22 protein-coding genes and 1 tRNA gene are annotated in these 22120 nt (G+C 67.0%); 10 read left to right on the top strand and 13 right to left on the bottom strand.

The features are described 5' to 3' along the window. The first annotated feature begins 85 nt into the window (after nt 1–85). A complete protein-coding gene (locus ACYQ7X_RS06165; RefSeq protein ID WP_459696005.1) occupies nt 86–1141 on the top strand; it encodes a glycosyltransferase family 4 protein in 1056 nt (351 codons plus the stop codon). Between the two features lie 127 nt (nt 1142–1268). On the opposite strand, the gene ACYQ7X_RS06160 is transcribed toward ACYQ7X_RS06165, so the two are convergent. The 3 genes from ACYQ7X_RS06160 to groES form a co-directional block, all read right to left on the bottom strand. Next, entirely contained in the window at nt 1269–1472 is a 204-nt protein-coding gene (locus ACYQ7X_RS06160) for a cold-shock protein (RefSeq protein WP_459696004.1), read from the bottom strand. A gap of 260 nt (nt 1473–1732) precedes the next feature. After that, the gene (groL, locus tag ACYQ7X_RS06155) at nt 1733–3379 is read right to left on the bottom strand and encodes a chaperonin GroEL (protein WP_459696002.1); all 1647 of its coding nucleotides are present in this window, start codon (nt 3377–3379) and stop codon (nt 1733–1735) included. Between the two features lie 69 nt (nt 3380–3448). Further along, complete coding sequence (groES, locus tag ACYQ7X_RS06150; protein ID WP_459696001.1) at nt 3449–3739, bottom strand: co-chaperone GroES; 291 nt, start codon at nt 3737–3739, stop codon at nt 3449–3451. Nucleotides 3740–4097: 358 nt separating this feature from the next. On the opposite strand from groES, the gene ACYQ7X_RS06145 reads away from it, so the two are divergent. Together ACYQ7X_RS06145 and tldD are read left to right on the top strand one after the other, a co-directional pair. Beyond that, complete coding sequence (locus ACYQ7X_RS06145) at nt 4098–4361, top strand: usg protein (protein ID WP_459695999.1); 264 nt, start codon at nt 4098–4100, stop codon at nt 4359–4361. A 130-nt stretch (nt 4362–4491) separates the two neighbouring features. Then, the gene (gene tldD, locus ACYQ7X_RS06140; protein ID WP_459695997.1) at nt 4492–5943 is read left to right on the top strand and encodes a metalloprotease TldD; all 1452 of its coding nucleotides are present in this window, start codon (nt 4492–4494) and stop codon (nt 5941–5943) included. 100 nt (nt 5944–6043) lie between these two features. Here tldD and ACYQ7X_RS06135 read toward each other — a convergent pair whose 3' ends face one another. The 3 genes from ACYQ7X_RS06135 to ACYQ7X_RS06125 form a co-directional block, all read right to left on the bottom strand. Continuing rightward, a complete protein-coding gene (locus ACYQ7X_RS06135; protein ID WP_459695995.1) occupies nt 6044–7255 on the bottom strand; it encodes a hypothetical protein in 1212 nt (403 codons plus the stop codon). A gap of 13 nt (nt 7256–7268) precedes the next feature. Next, entirely contained in the window at nt 7269–8237 is a 969-nt protein-coding gene (gene hslO / locus ACYQ7X_RS06130) for an Hsp33 family molecular chaperone HslO (protein ID WP_459695993.1), read from the bottom strand. Nucleotides 8238–8325: 88 nt separating this feature from the next. Continuing rightward, nucleotides 8326–9369, bottom strand: a complete 1044-nt coding sequence (locus tag ACYQ7X_RS06125) for a DUF2125 domain-containing protein (protein ID WP_459695992.1) — start codon at nt 9367–9369, stop codon at nt 8326–8328. A gap of 85 nt (nt 9370–9454) precedes the next feature. On the opposite strand from ACYQ7X_RS06125, the gene ACYQ7X_RS06120 reads away from it, so the two are divergent. Beyond that, nucleotides 9455–10684: an argininosuccinate synthase gene (locus ACYQ7X_RS06120; protein ID WP_459695990.1), complete on the top strand. Its 1230-nt coding sequence runs from the start codon at nt 9455–9457 to the stop codon at nt 10682–10684. 63 nt (nt 10685–10747) lie between these two features. On the opposite strand, the gene ACYQ7X_RS06115 is transcribed toward ACYQ7X_RS06120, so the two are convergent. After that, the gene (locus ACYQ7X_RS06115; RefSeq protein WP_459695988.1) at nt 10748–11443 is read right to left on the bottom strand and encodes an SDR family NAD(P)-dependent oxidoreductase; all 696 of its coding nucleotides are present in this window, start codon (nt 11441–11443) and stop codon (nt 10748–10750) included. A gap of 69 nt (nt 11444–11512) precedes the next feature. Here ACYQ7X_RS06115 and ACYQ7X_RS06110 point away from each other — a divergent pair, with 69 nt between their 5' ends. Together ACYQ7X_RS06110 and ACYQ7X_RS06105 are read left to right on the top strand one after the other, a co-directional pair. Next, complete coding sequence (locus ACYQ7X_RS06110) at nt 11513–12157, top strand: TetR/AcrR family transcriptional regulator (RefSeq protein ID WP_459695986.1); 645 nt, start codon at nt 11513–11515, stop codon at nt 12155–12157. A gap of 121 nt (nt 12158–12278) precedes the next feature. Then, nucleotides 12279–12662 (top strand): VOC family protein, encoded by a 384-nt coding sequence (locus tag ACYQ7X_RS06105; protein WP_459695984.1) that lies wholly within the window; start codon nt 12279–12281, stop codon nt 12660–12662. Between the two features lie 43 nt (nt 12663–12705). Here the strand turns inward: ACYQ7X_RS06105 and ACYQ7X_RS06100 are convergent, their stop codons facing one another. Next, a complete protein-coding gene (locus ACYQ7X_RS06100) occupies nt 12706–13452 on the bottom strand; it encodes an SDR family oxidoreductase (protein ID WP_459695982.1) in 747 nt (248 codons plus the stop codon). 137 nt (nt 13453–13589) lie between these two features. After that, complete coding sequence (locus ACYQ7X_RS06095) at nt 13590–14507, bottom strand: helix-turn-helix domain-containing protein (RefSeq protein ID WP_459695981.1); 918 nt, start codon at nt 14505–14507, stop codon at nt 13590–13592. A 136-nt stretch (nt 14508–14643) separates the two neighbouring features. Here ACYQ7X_RS06095 and ACYQ7X_RS06090 point away from each other — a divergent pair, with 136 nt between their 5' ends. Further along, nucleotides 14644–15165 carry a GNAT family N-acetyltransferase gene (locus ACYQ7X_RS06090; RefSeq protein WP_459695979.1) on the top strand — a complete coding sequence of 174 codons (522 nt, stop codon included), beginning with the start codon at nt 14644–14646 and terminating at the stop codon, nt 15163–15165. Between the two features lie 3 nt (nt 15166–15168). On the opposite strand, the gene ACYQ7X_RS06085 is transcribed toward ACYQ7X_RS06090, so the two are convergent. From ACYQ7X_RS06085 to ACYQ7X_RS06070, 4 genes are all read right to left on the bottom strand, one after another. Next, entirely contained in the window at nt 15169–15663 is a 495-nt protein-coding gene (locus tag ACYQ7X_RS06085; protein ID WP_459695977.1) for a peptide deformylase, read from the bottom strand. A 113-nt stretch (nt 15664–15776) separates the two neighbouring features. Beyond that, nucleotides 15777–15850 (bottom strand) — tRNA-Gly (locus tag ACYQ7X_RS06080). A gap of 61 nt (nt 15851–15911) precedes the next feature. Continuing rightward, entirely contained in the window at nt 15912–17318 is a 1407-nt protein-coding gene (locus tag ACYQ7X_RS06075) for a homospermidine synthase (RefSeq protein ID WP_459695975.1), read from the bottom strand. A gap of 76 nt (nt 17319–17394) precedes the next feature. After that, complete coding sequence (locus ACYQ7X_RS06070) at nt 17395–18639, bottom strand: type III PLP-dependent enzyme (RefSeq protein WP_459695973.1); 1245 nt, start codon at nt 18637–18639, stop codon at nt 17395–17397. A 553-nt stretch (nt 18640–19192) separates the two neighbouring features. Between ACYQ7X_RS06070 and ACYQ7X_RS06065 the strand changes: the two genes are divergently transcribed. The 3 genes from ACYQ7X_RS06065 to tal form a co-directional block, all read left to right on the top strand. Then, nucleotides 19193–19855: a helix-turn-helix transcriptional regulator gene (locus tag ACYQ7X_RS06065; RefSeq protein WP_459695971.1), complete on the top strand. Its 663-nt coding sequence runs from the start codon at nt 19193–19195 to the stop codon at nt 19853–19855. A gap of 148 nt (nt 19856–20003) precedes the next feature. Continuing rightward, nucleotides 20004–21005 carry a glucokinase gene (gene glk / locus ACYQ7X_RS06060; protein WP_459695969.1) on the top strand — a complete coding sequence of 334 codons (1002 nt, stop codon included), beginning with the start codon at nt 20004–20006 and terminating at the stop codon, nt 21003–21005. A gap of 101 nt (nt 21006–21106) precedes the next feature. Further along, on the top strand, nt 21107–22120 hold a 1014-nt coding region (gene tal / locus ACYQ7X_RS06055; protein WP_459695968.1), incomplete at its 3' end, for a transaldolase.

The raw sequence follows: 22120 nt of genomic DNA, 5'->3' as shown, positions 1-22120 counted from the left end.
CAGCATAGCCAGAAACCCCACCTATCTCCTCTCTCGCCGGTCGATTGACCATGCAATGACCCGCCGATGGCAGGAGAAAGAGAGCATGCGGATTGCCCAGATCGCCCCTTTGACGGAAGCCGTTCCCCCGAAGCTCTACGGCGGCACGGAGCGAGTCGTCTCCTATCTCACCGAGGAACTGGTGGCGATGGGGCATGATGTGACCCTCTTCGCCAGCGGCGATTCCGTAACGGAAGCCGAGCTTGACGCGGTCTGGCCGAAGGCGTTGCGCCTTGACCCCACGGTGCGGGACAGTCTCGCCCCGCTCGCCATGCTGCTCGAGCGCGTGCGCCAGCGGGCCGATGAATTCGACGTGCTGCACTTCCATCTGGATTACTGGCCGGCTTCGCTCTTCGCCCGCCACCGGGTGCCCTTCGTCACCACGCTCCATGGCCGCCTCGACCTGCCGGAGCTGAAGCCGGTCTATGCCGAACTGCCGCCGATGAATGTCGTTTCCATCTCGGAATCCCAGCGCCGGCCGTTGCAGGAAGTGAACTACGTCGGCACCGTGCTGCACGGCCTGCCGGCGAATCTGCTGACGCCGCAGCCGGGGGTGGAGCCGGCCTACCTCGCCTTCCTCGGCCGCATCTGCCCCGAGAAGCGGCCGGATCGGGCCATCCGCATCGCGCGTGCCGCGGGCATTCCGCTCAAGATCGCCGCCAAGGTGGACCGGGTCGATCGGGAGTATTTCGAGACCGAGATCGCATCGATGATCGCGGAAGGCGGGGTCGAACTGGTGGGCGAGATCAACGAGGCGCAGAAGCCCGCCTTCCTCTCCGGCGCGCGCGCCCTGCTCATGCCGATCGACTGGCCGGAGCCCTTCGGCCTCGTGATGATCGAGGCGATGGCCTGCGGCACGCCGGTGATCGCCTATAATCACGGCTCGGTGCCGGAGGTGATCGACGACGGGCTGACCGGCTTCATCGTCGAGGACGAGGCGGGCGCCGTCGCCGTGATCGGCGAGCTTGGCCGCCTCTCCCGCCAGGCGGTACGCAAGACCTTCGAGCGGCGCTTCACCGCGCGGCGGATGGCGGAGGATTACCTCGCCCTCTACCGCAGCCTCTCCCGCTTCCAGCGGCCGCGCCTGCGCGTCGTCGGCTGAGGAGGCCGATCGGCCAAAGCAAAAAGGGCGCGTCCGCACCGGGCGCACCCTTTTTCACTCTCGTCAGGCTGGTGCCTGACCCCCGTGCCCTGGCCCGGTTCTTCGCGAGGCTGAGATTTCGCGAAGCTCAGAGAGCCTTGAGGTTGGTCGCCGCCGCCTTGCCACGCTCCATGGCCACGTCGTAGCTGACCTTCTGGCCCTCGTTCAAACCGCGCATCCCGGCCGCCTGGACCGCCGTGATATGCACGAAAACGTCCTTTCCACCATCCTGAGGCATGATGAACCCATAGCCCTTGGTGGTGTTGAACCACTTCACAGTGCCGATCGCCATCGCTGTACTCAACTCCGTCTCAGATAAACCCCGCGCCGCAACCTTCAGGCCCTTTGGCTTGACGGCGCCGCCAGAGACAGAGGCGCAACAAGGAAGGCCAGAATTTGATAGCGTATGAGCCATGCAGAAAACGGCTGGGGTTGTCAATCACAATGAAAACCCCAGTGCGCGCATAGAAAAAGGGGCAAGCCAGGCTTGCCCCTTGTTCTTGAAGCATAACGGAGTGCGCCGGGGCCGAAGCCCCGACGCGCCCTGCGATATTAGAAGTCCATATCGCCCATGCCGCCCATGCCGCCGCCGCCCGGGCCACCGGCCGGAGCCTTCTTTTCCGGCTTCTCGGCAACCATCGCCTCGGTGGTGATGAGCAGGCCGGCAACCGAGGAAGCATCCTGCAGCGCCGTGCGCACGACCTTCGCCGGGTCGATGATGCCGGCCGCGACCAGATCCTTGAACTCGCCGGTCTGCGCGTCGTAGCCCCAGTTGTACTCGTCCTTCTCCAGCACCTTGCCGGCGATCACGGCGCCGTCGGCACCGGCATTCTCGGCGATCTGGCGCAGCGGCGTCTGGATCGCCTTGCGGACGATCTCGATGCCGAAGGTCTGGTCGGCGTTGTCGCCCTTGAGGCCGTGCAGGATCTTGGAAGCGCGCGTCAGCGCGACGCCGCCACCCGGCACGATGCCTTCCTCGACCGCCGCGCGGGTCGCGTGCAGCGCATCGTCCACGCGGTCCTTGCGCTCCTTCACCTCGACCTCGGTCGAGCCGCCGACGCGGATCACGGCGACGCCACCGGCGAGCTTCGCGAGGCGCTCCTGGAGCTTCTCACGGTCGTAGTCGGAGGTCGTCTCCTCGATCTGGGCGCGGATCTGCGCGCAACGGCCCTTGATGTCGTCGGCCTTGCCCACACCCTCGACGATCGTGGTGTTTTCCTTCTCGATCAGAACCTTCTTGGCCCGGCCGAGCATGTTCAGCGTCACCGTCTCGAGCTTGATGCCGAGATCTTCGCTGATCACCTGGCCACCGGTGAGGATCGCGATGTCTTCCAGCATGGCCTTGCGGCGATCGCCGAAGCCCGGAGCCTTCACCGCCGCGATCTTGAGGCCGCCGCGCAGCTTGTTGACCACGAGGGTGGCGAGCGCCTCGCCTTCGATGTCTTCCGCGATGATGAGCAGCGGCTTGCCGGACTGCACGACCGCTTCGAGCAGCGGCAGCATCGGCTGCAGGCCGGAGAGCTTCTTCTCGTGGATGAGGATGTAGGGGCTGTCGAGATCAGCCACCATCTTCTCCGGATTGGTGATGAAATACGGAGAGACGTAGCCGCGGTCGAACTGCATGCCCTCGACCACGTCGAGCTCGGTCTCGATGCCCTTGCTCTCTTCGACGGTGATGACACCCTCGTTGCCGACCTTCTGCATCGCTTCCGAGATCTTCTGGCCGATATCGGCCTCGCCGTTCGCGGAGATCGTGCCGACCTGCGCGGTCTCGGAGGGCGTCGTGATCTTGCGCGAGCGGGCCTTCAGCTCTTCGACGACGAGCGTGACGGCCTTGTCAACGCCGCGCTTCAGATCCATCGGGTTCATGCCGGCGGCGACGGCCTTGAGCCCTTCGCGCACGATCGCCTGGGCGAGCACGGTCGCCGTCGTCGTGCCGTCACCGGCGAGGTCGTTGGTCTTCGAGGCCACTTCGCGCACCATCTGGGCGCCCATGTTCTCGAACTTGTCGGAAAGCTCGATTTCCTTCGCGACCGTCACACCGTCCTTGGTGATGCGGGGGGCGCCGAAGCTCTTGTCGATGACGACGTTGCGGCCCTTGGGGCCGAGCGTCACCTTCACGGCATCGGCCAGGATGTCCACGCCGCGCAGCAGGCGGGCGCGGGCGTCGGTTGAAAAGCGAACGTCTTTCGCTGCCATGGGATTCGTCCTTCCAGAAAAAAGACAGGATCGGTTGGGGCCGGGCGCCGGTATGGCCGCCCGGGCGGATTACGCGGCGATCACACCCATGATGTCGCTCTCCTTCATGATGAGGAGCTCTTCACCATCGATCTTCACCTCGGTGCCGGACCACTTGCCGAACAGGATGCGGTCACCCGCCTTCACATCGAGCGCGACGATCGCGCCCTGCTCATTGCGAGCGCCGGGGCCCACGGCCACGACTTCGCCTTCCATCGGCTTTTCCTTGGCGGTATCGGGGATGATGATCCCGCCAGCGGTCTTCTCCTCCGCGGTGAGGCGGCGGACAACGACGCGGTCGTGCAGGGGACGGAACTTCATTCGGATCGCTCCTGAATGCTCAAGTTGATGCTCTGAACCTGCTGGCGGCCCAGAGAGCGGCACCGGCCAGCGCGGTTTTGGCACTCTCATCGTGAGAGTGCCAGCGACTTAACCAAACCCCCCGCCCCTGTCAATGACTTCGGCAGCACTCTCAGGGCTTGAGTGCTAATACGCTGAGAACGTTCGGTTTTTTCTTGAGGCGGCGCGCAGTTCTTGTCATCGTTCTGCAACGGGGGCGGCCCGATTGCCAGTGCCGCCCGCGAAATACCCCGGCCGCGCGCCGGCAAACCACCGAAAGGCCTGCCCGTCGCACATCACCCCCCGAACGCCACCCCTCCCATTGTCCGAGGAATCCAGCATGAGCCTCAGCCTGCAATTGCGTGACTATCGCCTCACCACGGCAGAGATTCTCTATCACCTGCCGGATCACCCCGCCGTCCTGCAAAGCTATATCTGGCAGGAGATGGACCTCGCTCCCGATTACCCCTCGCTGCGCAAATTCCTCGACTTCTGGAAGCGCGAGATCGAGGGCCGGCTGCATTCGGTCCGCATCAGCCAGGCCGGCAGCCTCATCCGCCCGCCGGCGCTCCGCCATATCGATCACCACCTCACTCTGCATTAGCGCCCCCCTGCCCGGCGGCGGCGGACTTGCCCCGGCAGGGCGAGAGGTGGTGCAATGGTGCCGCGGCATCTCCATATCCGGAGCCGCCGCCGGCTTCCGCCGCGCCGCCTCCCGCTGAAGGGTTTTCGCCATGCTGCCCGCCGCCACCCCGCTTGAGACCACCGACCGGCTGTTCTTCGGCCAGGCGTCCAGCCAGCTTGACCGCACAGCCGCCGAGCGGCAGGTGCGCGCGGCGCTGGCCGGGGCGGAGGATGGCGAGTTGTTCCTCGAATACCGGGAAAGCGAGGCCCTGGCGCTCGAGGATGGGCGTATCCGCACCGCGAGTTCCGACACCGCGCTCGGCTTCGGGCTGCGCGCCGTCTCCGGCGAGGCGACCGGCTATGCCCATGCGGGCGAAATCTCAGCCGCCGCCCTCGCACGCGCGGCGGAAAGCGTCGGCGCCGTGCGCGCGGGCCATGCGGGCCACGTGATGGCCGCCCCCCAGGCCACCAACCAGCGGCTTTATAGCGACGAGAACCCCCTCCGCACGACCGACTTCGCCGCCCGCGCCGCGCTCCTCGGCGAGATCGACGCTTTCGCCCGCAGCCTCGACCCGCGGGTAACCCAAGTCATGGCCTCGCTCACCGGGGAGTGGCAGGCGGTGCAGATCCTGCGCGCCGATGAAAGCCGCGTCGCCGATCTGCGGCCGCTCGTCCGTCTCAGCGTCTCGGTGGTGGTGGAGCAGGACGGCCGGCGCGAGACCGGGAGCTTCGGCACCGGCGGTCGCTTCTCCTACGCCCAGGTGATGGAAGCGGGCGTCTGGCGCGCCGCGGTGGAGGAAGCGCTGCGGCAAGCGCGGCTCAATCTCGACAGCGTCGCCGCACCCGCGGGCGAAATGGAGGTGGTGCTTGGCTCGGGCTGGCCCGGCATCCTGCTGCATGAGGCGATCGGCCATGGCCTCGAAGGCGATTTCAACCGCAAAAAGACCTCCGCCTTCGCGGGCCTGCTCGGCCAGCGCGTCGCGTCCCCCGGCGTCACGGTCGTCGATGACGGCACGCTGCCGGACCGGCGCGGCAGCCTCACGGTGGATGACGAAGGCACGCCCACCAGCCGCACCGTGATGATCGAGGATGGCATCCTGACCGGCTATATCCAGGATCGGCTGAACGCGCGGCTGATGGGCATGCGTGCCACCGGCAACGGCCGCCGCCAATCCTACGCCCATGCGCCGATGCCGCGCATGACGAATACGATCATGCTCGCGGGCGGCCATTCGCCCGAGGAGATGATCGCCTCGGTCAAGCGTGGCCTCTATGCGGTGAATTTCGGCGGCGGGCAGGTGGATATCACCTCGGGCAAGTTCGTCTTCTCCGCCTCCGAGGCGTACATGATCGAGGATGGCCGCCTCGGCGCGCCGGTGAAGGGCGCGACCATCATCGGCAATGGGCCGGATGCGCTGACGAAGGTGACGATGATCGGCAACGACATGGCGCTCGATCCGGGCATCGGCACCTGCGGCAAGCAGGGCCAGGGCGTGCCAGTGGGCGTCGGCCAGCCGCATTTGAAGATGGCGGGGCTGACGGTGGGCGGCACGGCACGCTGAGGCGTCGCTGAATCGCTCCGGAAATTGCTCGTCACCCGCGAAGGCGCATGACGACTTGGTTTGGCAGGGCGAGGCGCGGTGAGCGCCTCGCCCTTTTCGTTTAGGGCGTGATGCCGGCCGGCAGCGGCGGCAAGGTGCCGGCCCCCGAGGAAGCGGCAGGCGCCGTGGAACTCGCCGGTGCGGCCGGCTGAGGTGTGGCCGGCTGAGGCGCCGCCGGCTGAGGCGCCGCCGGCTGCGGCGTCAGCGGCATCGGAGCGGTCGGCGCGGCCGGCTGAGGCGCGGCCGGCTGAGGCGCCGCCGGCTGCGGCGTCAGCGGCATCGGAGCGGTCGGCGCGGCCGGCTGAGGCGCGGCCGGCGCCGTGACCGGGCTCGCGGAGGGCGAAACCGGCATGGTGCCGAGCGTGCCGCTCGGCATGCCGCCGCTGGCTGCCGGCATCGTCGGGGTCAGCGGTGTCGGCGCGCCCGGCACGCCGCTCGCGGGCGGCATGGTTCCGGCCGCTGGCGCTGCGAAATCCTGCCCGGTCGGGACCGGATTGCCCATCGGCAGGCCGAGGCTGCTGCCCGGCATGCTCTGATCCGTCCCCGCCGGCGGCGGGGTAATGGCATTGGCACCGGGGGTGGCCGTCGGCATGCTGCCGAGCGGCGCCGGGGCGCCAAGCGTTCCCCCCGTCGCCGGCAGCACGCTGCCAGGGCCGCCGAGCGGAGTCGCCTGCACCGGCACCGGCGCCGCCGGCCCGCCCACCACCGTCGAACTGCCGCCGACCAGCCAGGCCGCGAGGTTGTGGCGGATCTGATATTCAAGCTCGACATTCGCCGCGCTCACCAGCTCCTGCGTCATGCTGTAGAGGAAGGCGCGGAGGGCTGTCGGGTCGGTCGTATCCGGCATGGTGCGGGTGCGGCTCACCGTCGCGTCCGTATAGCCGCGCTGGCGGCCATCGGCGGAGGTGAGCACGAGGCGGATCGAGACATTGCCCACCGCCGTATCGTTCACCTGGTTGATCGAAGCGGCGTTGATGATGACCTTCGCGGTGCCGCCCGTGCCGGCCGCGACGAGGCGATCCTGGATCATCTGCTCCACCGCCTGCAGGGGGCTCTCCGGGCTCATCGCATCGAGGCTGGAACCATCCTGCGCCTCGGCGAAGCGCACCTCGTTCTCGATCGAGCCGACATTCAGCGAGATCGGCGCGAGATAGTTGTAGCGCAGCGGCGGGAAGCTTTGCGGCATGCTCTCGCCGCCCGAGCAGGCGGCCAGCAGCAGCGGCAGCACCAGACAGGTGCCGAGCGCCACGGGGCGGAACAGGGAACGTCTCACCTTTGCAAACCTCCTATTGCGCATGCGGGGCCGGTCCGGATTGGCCCCGCACCTCTTCCCGCGGAAAGCGGAAATCGACATTGCAGAACTCGCAGGTCATCACGATCGCTGCATCCTGCGCCATCTCGTCGAGCTCAGCCGGGGCGAAGCGTTCGAGAATGCCCGAGAGCTTGGCGCGGGAGCAGCGGCAGCCATAACCAAGGGCGCGCGGCCGATCGGCCATCACCTCCTCCGAATGGAAGAGACGGTAGAGCAGATCCTCGGGCGCCAGCGCGTCGTCCAGCAATTCGTCCTCGGTCACCGTCGCGGCGAGGGTCGTCGCGGTATTCCAGCTCTCATCGGCCTCGGCCGCGGTCATCGGCAGATTGGCCTCGCCGCCATGGGCGATGCGTTCCAGGATCAGCGCGCTGGCCCGCCAGCCGCCCTCCCGCCGCCCGCAGGCGAGGTGCAGCGCGCATTGCAGCTGCTCGCTCGAGGCGAAGTAGTGCAGCGCCATATCGGCCAGCGCCGGACCTTCGATCGACACGATGCCCTGGTAGCGCTCGCTCTCCGGCCCCTGGTCCACCGTGAAAGCGAGGTAGCCGGCGCCCAGCAGATCGGCATCCGTCGCCGCCGCAAGATCGGCGATGGCGGCGAGCTTAGTGGCATCGGCCCGGGCATAGCCGCGCAGCATGCCCTGGTCGGTGCAATCGGTGAGCAGCAGGTTCACCGGCCCATCCCCCTTGGTCTGGATGCTGAAGGTGCCGGTGAATTTCAGCGCGGTCGCCAGCGCCGCGGTGAGGGCGAGCGCCTGGCCGGCCAGCGCGGTCACCCGGTCGGGGTTCTTATGGCGGGAGAGCAGCGCATGGGCGAGCGGGCCGAGCCGCACCAGCCGCCCGCGCACCGGGCGATGGGCGAGATGAAAGGGGGTGATGCCGCGCGGCACCACGGTATCCGGCACATCCGGCCGGCCACTATCGAGAAAGGCTGGAAAATCGCTCATAGGCTCCACTTAAGCGGCCTCGCCGGATTGCGCCATCCGCCGCGGCGGAAATCTCCCCTGCCCCGCACCGCCGCCGCGCTTGGCAAGCTTAGCGGCCGAGCCGCCATAGCGGAACCGGCCCGATGCCGGCGACCCCGCCTTGCAGGCTGAGCGGCAGGGCGATCGCGTTGCCCGGGGCGGCCGGCTGCCGCAACACGGCCAGCACCGCCGCCATGGCGCGCGCCTGGTTCTGCGTCATGACCTTGCGGGCCGCGAGCAGCTTGAGGCTCTGGCCGAGGCCGGAAACTTCGAGGCTGAGCAGCCCGGCGGGGCGCAACGCCGCGTCGAGATGCAGCGACCCCGCGGCGGTAAGGTGCAGCGGGCCGGCCTCCAGGACCGCGCGATGGAGGGTGAGGCTGCCGCCCGCCGCCGCCCAGCGCCGCGCATTCTGCGCCGCATCCTGCCGCGCGGCCTCGGCCGGCCAGGGGCCGGAGAGGACGAAATCCACCCCCAGCCGCCCCACCGTGCCGAGCGCCGCCATATGCGAGGGCGGCAGTTGCGCCCCCTCCAACTGGCCGGCGAAAGCAACCGCCGTGCCGCTGGCCGGCGCCCCGCGATCGAGCCGGAGCGCTGCCGCCATCCTCGCGATCGAGAGCGGCTTGAGACCGCCCTGTGCCGGCACCGCGGCGAGGATGGACTCTGCCGAGATCTGGGTGAGGCCGAGCGTCCAGCCCGGGCCGAAGGCCGCCTCCCCCGCCATATGCGCCGCCTGGAAGCGGATCGGCGCCGCCCCGCCGATCGCCAGGGATTGCCGCCCGGCGAGGCCGAGATAGAGGCTGTGCGGATGGCGGATGTCGAGCGCGACCGTCAGCCCCGCCGCGGTCCAGCCGATGCCGCCGGGCAGATAGGCGCCGCCGCCCGACACCACGAGATGGCCGAGCCGGACGCCCGCCGCCATCGGCCAGCCGGTGCGCACCGGCGCATCATGGCTGATGCGCCAGCCCTCCGCCCGCCGCGCCGCCTCGAAGCTCGCGATCTGGCCCATCAGACGGCCGCTGACATTGTACCACAGCGCCGTCCAGATCCCGCCGAAGGCGAGCGCCAGCAGCAGGAGGAGGAGGAAGAACCGTCGGAACCGTCGCCGCGTCGTCATGCACATCCCTATCGCCATGCTGGCGCTTGCCGCCATCCTGGCCGCATCCTATGGCTCAGGCAATCGATCGTGACCGGAGATCCAGATGGCTGCCAAATCCGTGAAGAAAGTCGTGCTCGCCTATTCCGGGGGGCTCGATACCAGCGTCATCCTGAAATGGCTGCAAACCACCTATGGCTGCGAGGTGGTGACCTTCACGGCCGATCTCGGCCAGGGCGAGGAGCTGGAGCCCGCGCGCCGCAAGGCCGAGATGTTCGGCGTGAAGCAGATCTTCATGGACGATCTGCGCGAGACCTTCGTGCGCGATTTCGTCTTCCCCATGTTCCGCGCCAATGCCCTCTACGAGGGGCAGTATCTGCTCGGCACCTCCATCGCCCGGCCGCTCATCGCCCAGCGACAGATCGAGATTGCGGAAGAGGTGGGCGCCGATGCGGTGGCCCATGGCGCCACCGGCAAGGGCAACGACCAGGTGCGCTTCGAACTCGCCTATTATGCCCTCAAACCCGATGTGACGGTGATCGCCCCCTGGCGTGAGTGGGACCTCACCAGCCGCACCCGCCTCATCGAATTCGCCGAGAAGCACCAGATCCCGGTGACGAAGGACAAGCGCGGCGAGGCGCCCTTCTCGGTCGATGCCAACCTGCTGCACTCCTCCTCGGAGGGCAAGATCCTCGAAGACCCGGCCGTGGAGGCGGATGAGATCGTCTATCAGCGCACCATCCGCCCCGAGGACGCGCCGGATGTGGCGACGACCATCACCATCGATTTCGCCCATGGCGATCCGGTCGCGATCGACGGCGAGGCGCTTTCCCGCGCCGCACTGCTCACCAAGCTCAATGCGCTCGGCCGCGCCAATGGCATCGGCCGGCTCGATCTCGTCGAGAACCGCTTCGTCGGCATGAAATCGCGCGGGATCTACGAGACGCCGGGCGGCACCATCCTCTTGGCCGCCCATCGTGGCATCGAAAGCATCACGCTGGATCGCGAGGCGGCGCATCTGAAGGACAGCCTCATGCCGCGCTATGCCGAGCTCATCTATAACGGCTTCTGGTTCAGCCCGGAGCGGCGGATGCTGCAAGCGCTGATCGACACCAGCCAGGCTTCGGTGACGGGGCGGGTGACGATGAAGCTCTACAAGGGCAACGCGACGGTGATCGGCCGCGAAAGCCCCAACAGCCTCTATTCGATGAAGGTCGTGACTTTCGAGGATGACCAGGGCGCCTATAACCAGCAGGATGCGCAAGGCTTCATCAAGCTGCAGGCGCTGCGCCTGCGGCTCGGCGCGTCTGCGGGGCGCAAGGGCGGCGGGCTGTAATCGAAAGTTTTTGAGGGCGCGGGAACTTTTTTCAAAAAGTTCCCGCTCTTCCAAACTCCCGATCTACCAGGGAAGCGCCTCGCCCTTGTAGTTGAAATAGCTGAGGCCGGGCTGGCCATGCCGCGCTGCCAGCGCGTCGACGACGCCTGGAATGCTTTCCTCGATACTGAGCGTTGCATCCTCACCGCCCATATCGGTCCGCACCCAGCCAGGATCGACGAGTGCCAGGCTCCGCCCGTCCTCGGCATGCCGGGCAGCGTAGGAGCGCATCAGCGTGTTGAGCGCCGCCTTGCTGGCGCGATAGACCTCCCATCCCCCCGTCTCGTTGAGCGTGACGCTCCCCAGACTCGAGGACATGGCGGCGATCATGCCGCCCCGGCGGACGAGCGATCCCAGCGTCTCGATAGCCCGCATGGGGCTGAGCGCGTTCGTCACCATGATGCGGGTGAAATCTTCGGTCGAGGCTTGATCGACGCGATCGTCCGGCCCATTGGCGACGGCGGCATTGACGAAGAGAAGGTCGAGCGTGACGCCGGAGAGCCGCTGCTTCAGCGCGGCGATCTGGGCAGGCTCGGTCATGTCGAGATGCTCGATCACCAGCCGGCCGGAGGATTGTTCGGCGAGCGCCTGCAAGTCCCTCTGCCCGACGGAACGCGCCGTCGCGATCACCGTCCAGTCGCGGCGGAGCCATTCCCGGGCGAGCGCCAGGCCCAAGCCGCGGGAGGCACCGATGATGAGAGCGGTCGAAGTCACGGTCATGATCCCCTTTCGATTTGAACTCAGCCTCCCCCCAAGATATGAAGGATCCTTCAGTTTAGGAATTCGCTTTTGCGCCTCCTGCCGCCCGATCCGCTCAAGCCCCGGAAACTGCCGCGCCAGACCCGTGCGGCGGTGACGCTTGGCGCCATTTTCGAGGCGACCATTCAGGTTTTACTGGCGGATGGCGCGCCTCGCCTCACCACCACCCGCGTCGCGGAGCGCGCCGGCGTCTCGGTCGGCACCATGTATCAGTATTACCCGCATAAGCAGGCGCTGCTCTACGCCGTGCTGCAATCGCATCTCGACCATATCTCGGCGGAGGTAGAAGCCGCCTGCCTAGCGGGCCGAGGGCAAAGCGCGGCCGAGATGGGGGAGCGTCTGGTCCAAGCCTTCCTCAATGCCAAGAGCGAGCGGCTCGATGTGACAAAGGCACTCTATCTCATCGCCGAAGATCTCGATACGCGCTCGCTCCTCGCCGCGGCGTCCGAGCGGAACGTGGCGGCGGCCGCGGCCATGTTGGAAACGGCGCCCGACGCCGACTACGAAGACCTGCAGGCGGTCGCCTTCGCATTGTTCTCCGCGATCGCCGGCAGCACACGGATCGTCTTCGAGCGTGGGGTGAGCGTGACGGCCCTCGCTGCCTTGCGCCGCGAACTCTCCCTCATGTGCCGCGCCTATCTGAACGCCGCCCGCGTCGCCCGCCCAGGCGGCTGACGCTCGGGCTTCAGGTGCTGCGCCCCTTTTTTGCAAAAAAGGGTCGCCCCCAAAAAACTCTTGATTGATTGGGCTGGCTGGGTGACGCACTGGCTGCGCAACGTCCTGAGGGTCGGTCGGAATGCTGGACCACGTTACTATCGGCGTCGTCGATCTGCAGCGCTCAAAGGCTTTCTACGAGCGCGCGCTGCGCCCCCTCGGCATCACCTGCCTTTATACGGCAGAGACAGGCTTCGCAGGCTTCGGCGTGGACCCAAAAGCCTTCTTCTGGATCGGCCAGCGGAGCGCGCCGCAGACAAGCGTGCATATCGCCTTCACAGCCGAGGATCGGCGGACGGTCGATCGCTTCTACGAAGAAGCGCTCGCAGCCGGTGGGCGCGACAACGGCCCGCCCGGCCTCCGCCCACACTACCACCCGACCTACTACGGCGCCTTCATCCTCGACCCCGACGGCCACAACATTGAAGCCGTGTGTCATCGGGCGAAGTTGCCGCCCCATCATTAGGCAGCGAAGCCGCTCCCGAGGTTGCTCGGGAACGGCCGCCATGTCACCAGCCTTGCTCAGTCGGCAGAACAAATAGTTCCGCCACATCCATGTGCTTCGGTGCCTTGAGGGCGAAGAGGATGGTATGCGCGATATCCTCGCCTTCCAGAAATGTCATGCGCTGAGCGAGATCATCCATCTGTTGGCGATACCCGGCATCGGTGATTTGATCGTAAAGTTCTGACTTCACAGCGCCCGGCTGAATGCAGGTGACGCGGATATTGTGCTTAGGCGCCACTTCCATCCGCAGACCATCCGAGAAGGCTGCAACGGCGGCCTTCGTGGCGCAGTAAACCGTCAGCCCCGTGAAGACTTTGCGTCCTGCGATCGAGGACATATTGAAGATGTGACCTTCGTGCTGCGCAATCATCTGCGGCAGTACGGCAGCCGTCGCATTCAGAACGCCACTGATGTTGACGTCCACCATGCGCTGCCATTCATCGACCTTGAGGGCATCGATATCGGATAAGGGCATCAAGCCGGCATTATTGATCAGCACGTCGATACGGCCGAAGCGGCCGACGAGCGCCTGGACCGCAGCGTGCATAGCGGCCTTGTCCGTCACGTCAGCTTGCAGCGCGATCGCCTGCCCGCCAGCCTTCTCGATTTCAGCGACGAGCGCATCGAGCCGCTCCCTGCGCCGGGCTGCAAGGCCCACAATCAGACCTTCGGCGGCCAACTTCCGGGCGGTGGCAGCACCAATGCCGCTGGATGCCCCCGTGACCAAAGCGATCTTACCTTCCGTCGTCATTTCAACACTCCCTGCTCAAAGCAGAGACAAACCGCGGTTCGTCCCGGCAAGGCAGAGGTTAGGCTTGGCTATGGCCGGCTTCGCACGGCGGCTTGCGGTGCCTATCGGGCTTTTGCGCATATCTCCGCTGGGGCCCTTTAGCCTAAGCGATAATCGCTTGGGCTGACGCCTGTTTCTCGCCGGAAGATCTGCGCGAAATGGCTGGGGCTGCCGTAACCCACCTCCAAGGCGATATCGACGATCGGCCGGTCGGTCTCGCGCAGAAGCTGCCGCGCGCGCGCAAGACGTTGACGGATAAACCAGGCAGAAGGCGACTCCCCCATGCTATTGCGGAAGGCTCGGCTGAAATGAAAGCGGCTCATGCCCGCGGCTTGCGCCATGACCTCCAGGTCAAAAGGCTCATCCAAATGCGCCAGCATGCGCGCGACTGCCTGCCTTAGCCGAAAGGCCGGTAGTTGATCGCGCCTTCTCCTGATTGATTGACTAGAAGCCGCATAAGTCCGGACCAGGTGGATCGCGAGGCTCTGAGCAATTCCGTTAATAAGTATCGCGCTCGGAGGATGATCGGCCGTCAACTCAAGCCTTAGCCCCATCAGAAGGGCGGAGAGGAGAGCATCGCTCTCACCGGAGACGTCCCGCAATCGAGGGACAGCGGAGGGGCCCATGACCTCTTCCCCTGCCCGCATCAGGATTGGCAGCCCGACATAGAGATGCAAAACGTCGAAGGGAGCGGCAGCGTCGCTTTGCCAGCGCATCATGTAAGGTGCGTCGGCATGGGTCAGGAAAAAATCTCCTGCGGAGACGTGGCGGCCCTGCCACCTACCGTCCAGTTCGCGCTCCTCGACATGGGCCGCTCCGTTGATGATCCATACGATGAGCGGTTCCGCCAAAGCCGGAACCAGGACGCCGTCTTCACAGGGCGGACGGCGGAAGATCTGTGCTTCGAGCCCGTGCCAGGCCTCTCCCTCGCTCTGCGCAAGCTTATGTCCCCGGATATGCTGTTCCAGCGCCAGCCCCGAGGTTCGGGAATGATAGGGCGCCCCGGCCTCAGTCATCGATATCCTATCTGATTCGACCCAATATGAAGTATTTCATGATATGGCCTTGTTAAGGAAGGGTGATCCGCCACCCTCCCCCGGCCGCGCTCAGGAAGGCGCTGCACTTGTCCGCGCCATCGGCTAAAATCCCGGCATGACAGAGAACCCGGTGACCCTCGCCATCGCCGAACCGGCAGACTATCCGGCCTTCAAAAAAGACTTGCAGGCGGCTTTCGCGGTCGCCGTTGTCGCGGAGCTGGGCGCGTTGCCGGACGGCCCGATCCCCTCCGATCAGGAGCTTGATGCGGCGATCGCGACGCCGCGGGCGGTCGTTCTGCGCATCATCCATGAGGGCCGCGCCGTGGGCGGCGCCATCGTCTCGATCGATGAGGAGACGCAGCACAACGCGCTCGATCTCTTCTTCATCGCGGTGGGGCAGGAAGGCCGCGGCCTCGGCCATCGGGCCTGGCAGGCGATCGAGCGGCGGTTTCCGCAGACCCGCGTCTGGGAAACGCACACGCCCTATTTCGAGAAGCGGAACATCCACTTCTACGCGAACAAATGCGGCTTCAAGATCGTCGAATTCACCCATGCGCGGCATCCGCACCCTGAGCAGGACGGGCAGGACCCACTGCCGGGGCTGGACGAAGGCTTCCGCTTCGAAAAGATCATGTGATGCTCACCCTCTCCGCATCTTCCTCCACTTCTTCACCACCATCTCGCGCTTGAGGCGGGAGAGGCGCTGGAGCCAGAAGATACCGTCGAGCTGGTCGATCTCGTGGCAGTGGCAGATGGCGAGCAGGCCCTCGGCCTCCTCCTCTGCCGCGGCACCATCCAAATCCTGATACGCCACCCGCACGCGCGCCGGGCGCTGCACGGTCTCGGCAGCGCCGGGCATGGAGATGCTGCCTTCGGGGTGGCTGGCCACCTCGTCCGACTGCCAGATGATGCGCGGATTGACATAGACCCGTACCGCGCCGGGCTCCAGCTCCAGCACCACCACGCGCTGCATGACGCCGATATGCGGGCCGGTGATGCCGATGCCGGGCGCGGCGCGCATGGTATCGAGCAGATCGTCCGCCAGCGCGCGCAAGCCAGCGTCGAACACTGTCACGACATCCGCCGATACCCGGAGGCGCGGATCGGGGTAGATGAGGATGGGTCGGAGTGCCATGCGGCTGGTCTATCGAGAAACGGCAAAAGGCGCCCAGCAAAACGCGCCACCCGCCCGCTCAACCTCGCGCGCGATGGGCAGCCGCCAATACGCTGGCGCAGGGCTGAGGGGGCTGGAGCGGGCGAAGGGAATCGAACCCTCCTAGCTAGCTTGGAAGGCTAGAGCATTACCACTATGCTACGCCCGCCCGAGGCGGCTTAGATAGCTGGGCAGGGCCTGCCTTCGCAAGCCCCGCTGGCGAAGCGCCTTCAGAGAACGCGGAAATTGCCGAAGGCCCAGGGCTCTTTCTCGTCGAGCACCTCGGGGAAGAGGCGCGCGCGCCCCGCAAGCGGCGTCCAATCCGAATAGACGCCCACCACCTCGCCGAGATAGGGCCGGGTGATGGCGAGGATGCGCTCATGATCGATCTCGTCAGGCTCGACGATGCCGGCGCGGGGATTTTCCATCGCCCAGATCACCCCGGCGAGCACGGCGGCCGTCACCTGCAGGCTGGTCGCGTTGTTGTAGGGGGCGAGGCGGCGGGCCTCTTCGATCGTCAGCCGCGAGCCGAACCAATAGGCACCCCTGCCATGGCCCATCAGCAGCACACCGAGTTCGTCCATGCCGGCGATGATCTCGTCCATCATCAGCCGCGTGCGGCTCTGCATCTGCCAGTTCTTGCCGGCGAGTTCATGGACCGACAGGACCGCATCGTCCGAAGGGTGGTAGGCGTAATGCACCGTCGGCCGATAGGCGAGCGTGCCGCCCTCGCGCACCGTGTAATAGTCGGCGATCGAGATCGCCTCGTTATGGGTGATGAGGAAACCATGGAACGGGCCTTCGAGCGGCGTCCAAGTGCGCACGCGGGTGGAGGCACCGGGCCGGGTGAGGTAGATCGCCGCATCGCAGCCGAAATCGTGCCGCCGCGCATCCGCCGGCAAAGCGGGCTCATGCGTGCCCCAGCCAAGCTCCGCCGGCTGGCAGCCCTCGCCCACGAAGCCATCGACCGACCAGGTATTGACGAACTCGTCCCGCTCTTTGGGGATACGGGCGACCTGGGTATCGCGCTCGGCAATGTGGATGACCTTGACGGAGAGCATCTGGGCGAGGGCCGCCCATTCGCCGCGCGTCGTCGGCAGGGTGCTGATCACCCCCGCATCCTGGGCGAGGTTGAGCAGCGCCTGCTTGACGAAATGCGAGACGAGGCCGGGATTGGCGCCGTGGGTGATGAGCGCGGTCGGCCCGCCGCTGCCGCCGTCGCGCAGCGCCAGCGCCTTCTCCCGCAGGCCGTAATTGGAGCGTTCCGAAGCCGAAAGGGTGGTATCGGTATAGCCGCCGGCCCAGGGCTCCACGCAGGTATCCAGATAAAGCGCGCCGACTTCGCGGCAGAAGCCGATGAGGGCGACCGAGGAGACATCGACCGAGAGGTTGAGCAGGAAATCCCCCGCGCCGAGTAGCGGGCCGAGCGCGCCGCGGAAATTCTCCCGCGTCAGCGGCGCCACGCGGTAGGCGACGCCCATTGCCTCCGCCGCCGCCCGGCCGCGCTCGTCCGCATTGAGGATGGTGATCTGCCCCGGCGCAAGATCGATATGGCGCAGCAGCAGAGGCAGCACACCCTGGCCGATGCTTCCGCAACCGACCATGACGAGACGACCCGAGAAGGCGACGTGTTTCATGCAGGCAAACTCCCCCGAGGGCAGGTGATCAGGAACCCCCTGCCACCCGGGGCCAGGCGCGCCCCGGGTGGCAGGATCAGGCGGCGAGGTCGAAGGCCTCGCTACCGGGATGGCCAGGCGTGTGCAGCAGCGGCGCGTCCTCCACCTCCACCATATGCACCTGGTCGAAGCCGTTGAACTGCGTCGCGAGGCAGGCACCATAGGCGCCGAGCTGGCCGACCTCGATCCAGTCCCCTTCCTGGATATCGCCGGGCAGCCAGAAGGGGCCCTTCATGTAATCGGCGCTGTCGCAGGTCGGGCCCCAGAAGGCGAAGGGCTGCGCCTCCCCGGCGGGGCGGGCGCCGGCCTCGGCCGCGCGGATGATCCGCACGGGGAAGCGGAAGCCCGGCGCCCCGGCATCGGAGAGGCTGCCATAGACGCCGTCGTTCACGTAGAGCGCGCCATCCCGCCGCAGCTGCACCTGCAGCACGACGGAGGTGCCGGCGGCGACCAGGGCCCGCCCGGGCTCGGCCCAGAGCTCGGCCCGCGGCAGGCCGAGCGCGTCGAACGCCGCTTCGATCGCCGCGAAATAGGCGCCGAGCGGCGGCGGCTCGACTTCCGGATAGCTCACCGGAAAGCCGCCGCCGACATCGACGATCTCGATCGCCACGCCCGCCGCGCGGATCACCTGGCCGGCGAGCGCCATGGCGCGGGCATAGGCCAGCGGGTCCATGCATTGCGAGCCGACATGGAAGGAGACGCCGAGCTTTGCGGCCACCGGCCGGGCCGCCCGCAGCAGCGCCACCGCCTCCTCGAAGGGTGCGCCGAACTTGCCGGAAAGGTCGTAGAGCGCGGTGCCCTTGGGGAGTGCTATGCGCACCACGAGGCCGAGATCCTCCGCCCCGCCCGTCTCGGCCAGGATCTTGGCGAGCTCGGCCGCGCTATCGAGCACGAAATCGCGCACGCCCTGGCGGGCATGGGCCTCGGCGATCGCCGGGCGCGCCTTCACCGGATGCATGAAATGGATGACGGCCTCGGGGAAGAGCCGCCGCACGAGCGACACCTCGCCGGCCGAGGCGCAATCGAAATGGCGGATGCCGCCATCCCAAAGGGCGCGCAGCACGGCGGGCTCCGGGTTGCACTTCACGGCATAGAGCACCTGGCCCGGGAAGCTCTCCACGAAGCGCGCCGCGGTCTCGGCCAGCAGGCCGGGGCGCAGGCAATGCACCGGGTCCGCCGGGCGCAGCTCGCGCACGACCTCGCTCACCGCCGGGCGGCGGAAGGAGGACGGCACGTCATGAAGCCGCGCAACGGTTGCAGTGCGGGATGGGAGATGGCTCATCGGGCAACCCTCCTATCACTCGCATTCTCATGCGAATGTGACGTCTCGAACACGTTTTCGGGGCAGGCGCTTCGGCGCGCATCCGGCGCGGCGAAGGCAGAGGACGGTCGCTTCCGGCGGAACGCCGAAAGGCCGTCAGGTGGCTAATCGATGAGGGGGCATGGGCACGTGCTGAACAGAAAACATATCCGTTTCCCTTGAGGACACCGACCCTGCTGGATCGGCTGGACCAAAAAGGACGCGTTACGTCGTTGCTGTGCCCGCTGGGCTCTCGGCACGTGCGGTTGCGTCTAGCCATCCGCCAGATCTCTGGCGTGGCGGGTGATATAGGGCAAAGCGCGGGGTGCGGGGATGCCGATCTCACCCCTCGGCCATGCTGCGCAGGAATGACTGGCCGCGGACCTTGCATTTCCCCGCTTCTGCCGCCAAATCCTGATCATCTCGGTGTCAAACCGAACAGCCAGAGGGAGCGAGCCGGGTGCCGGACCGACGCGGAGCACGAGCCCCAGCCACGACCACGCCTCCAGCCGCCACGCCGAGTGCGCCGCCGGGGGTGGAAGACGGGCACGCCGCGCTCCCCGCCCTGCCGCCGCTCTGCCCGCCGCAGGAGGCGGGGCAGCGCATCCTCGACATGTTGACGGTCTCGGCCTTCCTGCTCGCGGCTGACTGCACGATTCTCGGCGCCAATGCCGCCGGCTGGGCGCTTCTGCGACAATCCCCCGCCTTCTTCGCCCAGAACGGGCGGCTCGCGATCCGCCGCGCGCCCGATGCCGCGGCGCTGGCCGAGGCGGTGCAGCGCGCCGCGCGCCTGGGCGAGCCGGAACTGCTCCACTTCCTCACCCGCCAGGAGGAAGCGAGCGCGCTGATGCGTATCGATCCGGTGGAGGCGCCGCCGGGCTCTGTCGCCTGCGGCATTACCGAGCTGCGCGCCCCGCTCCTGCTGGCGCCCGGCTGGTCGCGCGCCGCCTTCGGCTTCTCGCCGCAAAACGCGGCGCTTGCCGAGAGCCTCGCCATCGGCCGCAGCCTCGCCGATTTCGCCGAGGAGCACGCGCTGCCGATCGGCACGGTGCGCACGCGGCTCAAGAAGCTGCTGCTGCAGACCGGCACCTCCTCGCAGATGCAGCTCGCGGCGCTGGTGCTGCGCGCATCCATGCTGATGAAAGGGCGGGAGGACCGCCTGCCGGCCCGCAAGCCGCGCAAGCCGAGCGCCGGCTGAGGCGCCCGCACGCGGCGGCCCGCGGTTTGACCTGCCGACGCTTCGCGCTATTGTGACGCGCATTGCTGAGGGTCGGTCCAGCGGGCGCTATTGCGAGACGAAGCGCGCCGATTGGGGTAACGCACCGGTCTGGAGGGAGCCCTGTTTGATGCTCATTGCCGGTGACGTCGGTGGAACGAAAACCCGCCTCGCCCTTGTCTCGCCCGAGCGGGGACCGCGCGTTTTCCTGGCCGAGCAGGAATACCCGAGCCAGGATTTCCCGGGGCTTCAGCCGATCATCGAGGCTTTCCTCGCCGCCCACCCGGCCGAGGTTTCCGGCGCCTGCTTCGACGTCGCCGGGCCGGTGATCGACGGGCATGCCCATCTCACCAACCTGCCCTGGAATCTGGACGAGAAGATCCTGGCGCGGGATCTCGGCATCCGCCATGTCAGCCTGCTGAACGATCTCAAGGCGATCGCACATGCCGTGCCGCATCTGCTGCCGGAGGAGACGGCGGTGATCAATGCCGGCCGCGCGGTCGCGCATTCCGCGATCGGCGTGCTCGCCCCCGGCACTGGCCTCGGCGAGGCCTTCCTCATCTGGTCTGGCGAGAAATACATCGCCTGCCAGTCCGAGGGCGGGCATACTGATTTCGCGCCGATCAACCAGGTGCAGGCGGGGCTCTGGGCCTATCTCACGGACCGCTTCCGCCACGCCGCCTATGAGCGCGTTTGCGCCGGTTCGGGCCTGCCCAATGTCTATGATTTCGTCCGCTCGCGCGATCCCGCCTCCGAATCCCCCGCCTTCGCGGCCGAGTTGCATGCAGCGCGCGACCGCACGCCGCTGATCGTCGAAGCCGGGCTCAAGGACCCGGACAACAACCCGCTTGCCGCGGAAACGCTCCGCATCGTCATCGATGTCTGGGGCGCGGAAGCCGGCAACCTCGCCTTGAAAGTGATGGCGACGGGCGGCATCTATCTGGCGGGCGGCATGCCGCCGCGCTTGGTGCCGCAGCTGCAGGACGGCGCCTTCATGCAGACCTTCGCCGCCAAGGGGCGGTTCGCCAATATGCTGCGCAACGTTCCCGTGCATGTGATCATGATCAACGCCGCCCTGCTCGGCGCCGCGATCTACGGTCTCGAACAGATGGCGTCGTCTTCCGCCCGCTAAGGGTGTAGACTGCACGCCGACCAGCCGCACCGGCACGCGACGCAGCGAGACGTGACGAGACGTGACGCGCCCCCTCGGCAAGCGAGAAAGGAAACCGACTCATGGCTTCGACAGCTCCTCATGACCTCAACGCCCTCGGCCAGAGCCTGTGGCTCGACAACATCACCCGAGACCTGCTCGATAGCGGCACGCTCAAGAGCTATATCGAGACCAAGTCGGTGACCGGCCTCACCTCCAACCCGACGATCTTCGACAACGCCATCTCCAAGAGCAGCTGGTACGATGCCGAGATCAACCGCCAGCTCGATGCCGGCCACAAGGGCGAGGCGCTGTTCTTCAACCTCGCCATCCAGGATCTCTCGCGCGCCGCTGATCTCTTCCTGCCGATCTACGAGCGCAGCGGCACGGTGGATGGTTTCGTCTCGCTCGAAGTCTCCCCGCTCTTCGCCTATGACACGCAGGCGACGGTGAAGCAGGCGCAGGAACTGCACGCCCAGGCCGCCAAGCCGAACCTCTTCATCAAGATCCCTGGCACGACCGAGGGGCTGCCCGCGATCGAGGATGCGATCTATGCCGGCGTGCCGGTGAACGTGACGCTCCTTTTCTCCTGCGACCAGTACCTCGCCTGCGCCGAAGCCTATCTGCGCGGGCTGGAACGTCGCGTCGCCGAAGGCAAGTCCGCCGATGTGCGCTCCGTCGCCTCGCTCTTCATCAGCCGCTGGGATAGCGCGGTGGCCGAGAAGGTGCCGGCCGCGATCAAGAACACGCTCGGCCTCGCCGTCGGCCGCCAGACCTACAAGGCCTATCGCGACCTTCTGGAGAGCGATCGCTGGCAGCGCCTGGAAAACTTGGGCGCGCGGCCGCAGCGGCTGCTCTTCGCCTCCACCGGCACCAAGGACAAGGCCGCGTCTGACACGCTCTATATCGCGGGCCTCGCGGCGCCCAATACCGTCAACACCATGCCGGAGGGCACGCTGCTCGCCTTCGCCGATCACGGCAAGGTCGATGGCGTCATCCCGCGCGATGGCGGTGATTTCGCCGCCGTGTTGAAGGCGCATCTCGATGCTGGGATCGATCTCACCGCCCTTTCGCACGAATTGCAGGCGGCCGGCGCC

This window comes from Acidisoma sp. C75 (assembly GCF_054665095.1).
Note: the sequence above shows the minus strand (reverse complement) of the source record. Positions and strands in the feature narration are given on the sequence as shown.

What these genes read in the sequence shown, in the direction of transcription:
- ACYQ7X_RS06165 (WP_459696005.1), top strand. Translation starts at nt 86, where the DNA reads ATGCGGATTGCCCAGATCGCCCCTTTGACGGAAGCCGTTCCCCCGAAG.
- ACYQ7X_RS06160 (WP_459696004.1), bottom strand. Translation starts at nt 1,472, where the DNA reads ATGGCGATCGGCACTGTGAAGTGGTTCAACACCACCAAGGGCTATGGG.
- groL (WP_459696002.1), bottom strand. Translation starts at nt 3,379, where the DNA reads ATGGCAGCGAAAGACGTTCGCTTTTCAACCGACGCCCGCGCCCGCCTG.
- groES (WP_459696001.1), bottom strand. Translation starts at nt 3,739, where the DNA reads ATGAAGTTCCGTCCCCTGCACGACCGCGTCGTTGTCCGCCGCCTCACC.
- ACYQ7X_RS06145 (WP_459695999.1), top strand. Translation starts at nt 4,098, where the DNA reads ATGAGCCTCAGCCTGCAATTGCGTGACTATCGCCTCACCACGGCAGAG.
- tldD (WP_459695997.1), top strand. Translation starts at nt 4,492, where the DNA reads ATGCTGCCCGCCGCCACCCCGCTTGAGACCACCGACCGGCTGTTCTTC.
- hslO (WP_459695993.1), bottom strand. Translation starts at nt 8,237, where the DNA reads ATGAGCGATTTTCCAGCCTTTCTCGATAGTGGCCGGCCGGATGTGCCG.
- ACYQ7X_RS06125 (WP_459695992.1), bottom strand. Translation starts at nt 9,369, where the DNA reads ATGACGACGCGGCGACGGTTCCGACGGTTCTTCCTCCTCCTCCTGCTG.
- ACYQ7X_RS06120 (WP_459695990.1), top strand. Translation starts at nt 9,455, where the DNA reads ATGGCTGCCAAATCCGTGAAGAAAGTCGTGCTCGCCTATTCCGGGGGG.
- ACYQ7X_RS06115 (WP_459695988.1), bottom strand. Translation starts at nt 11,443, where the DNA reads ATGACCGTGACTTCGACCGCTCTCATCATCGGTGCCTCCCGCGGCTTG.
- ACYQ7X_RS06105 (WP_459695984.1), top strand. Translation starts at nt 12,279, where the DNA reads ATGCTGGACCACGTTACTATCGGCGTCGTCGATCTGCAGCGCTCAAAG.
- ACYQ7X_RS06100 (WP_459695982.1), bottom strand. Translation starts at nt 13,452, where the DNA reads ATGACGACGGAAGGTAAGATCGCTTTGGTCACGGGGGCATCCAGCGGC.
- ACYQ7X_RS06095 (WP_459695981.1), bottom strand. Translation starts at nt 14,507, where the DNA reads ATGACTGAGGCCGGGGCGCCCTATCATTCCCGAACCTCGGGGCTGGCG.
- ACYQ7X_RS06090 (WP_459695979.1), top strand. Translation starts at nt 14,644, where the DNA reads ATGACAGAGAACCCGGTGACCCTCGCCATCGCCGAACCGGCAGACTAT.
- ACYQ7X_RS06085 (WP_459695977.1), bottom strand. Translation starts at nt 15,663, where the DNA reads ATGGCACTCCGACCCATCCTCATCTACCCCGATCCGCGCCTCCGGGTA.
- ACYQ7X_RS06075 (WP_459695975.1), bottom strand. Translation starts at nt 17,318, where the DNA reads ATGAAACACGTCGCCTTCTCGGGTCGTCTCGTCATGGTCGGTTGCGGA.
- ACYQ7X_RS06070 (WP_459695973.1), bottom strand. Translation starts at nt 18,639, where the DNA reads ATGAGCCATCTCCCATCCCGCACTGCAACCGTTGCGCGGCTTCATGAC.
- glk (WP_459695969.1), top strand. Translation starts at nt 20,004, where the DNA reads ATGCTCATTGCCGGTGACGTCGGTGGAACGAAAACCCGCCTCGCCCTT.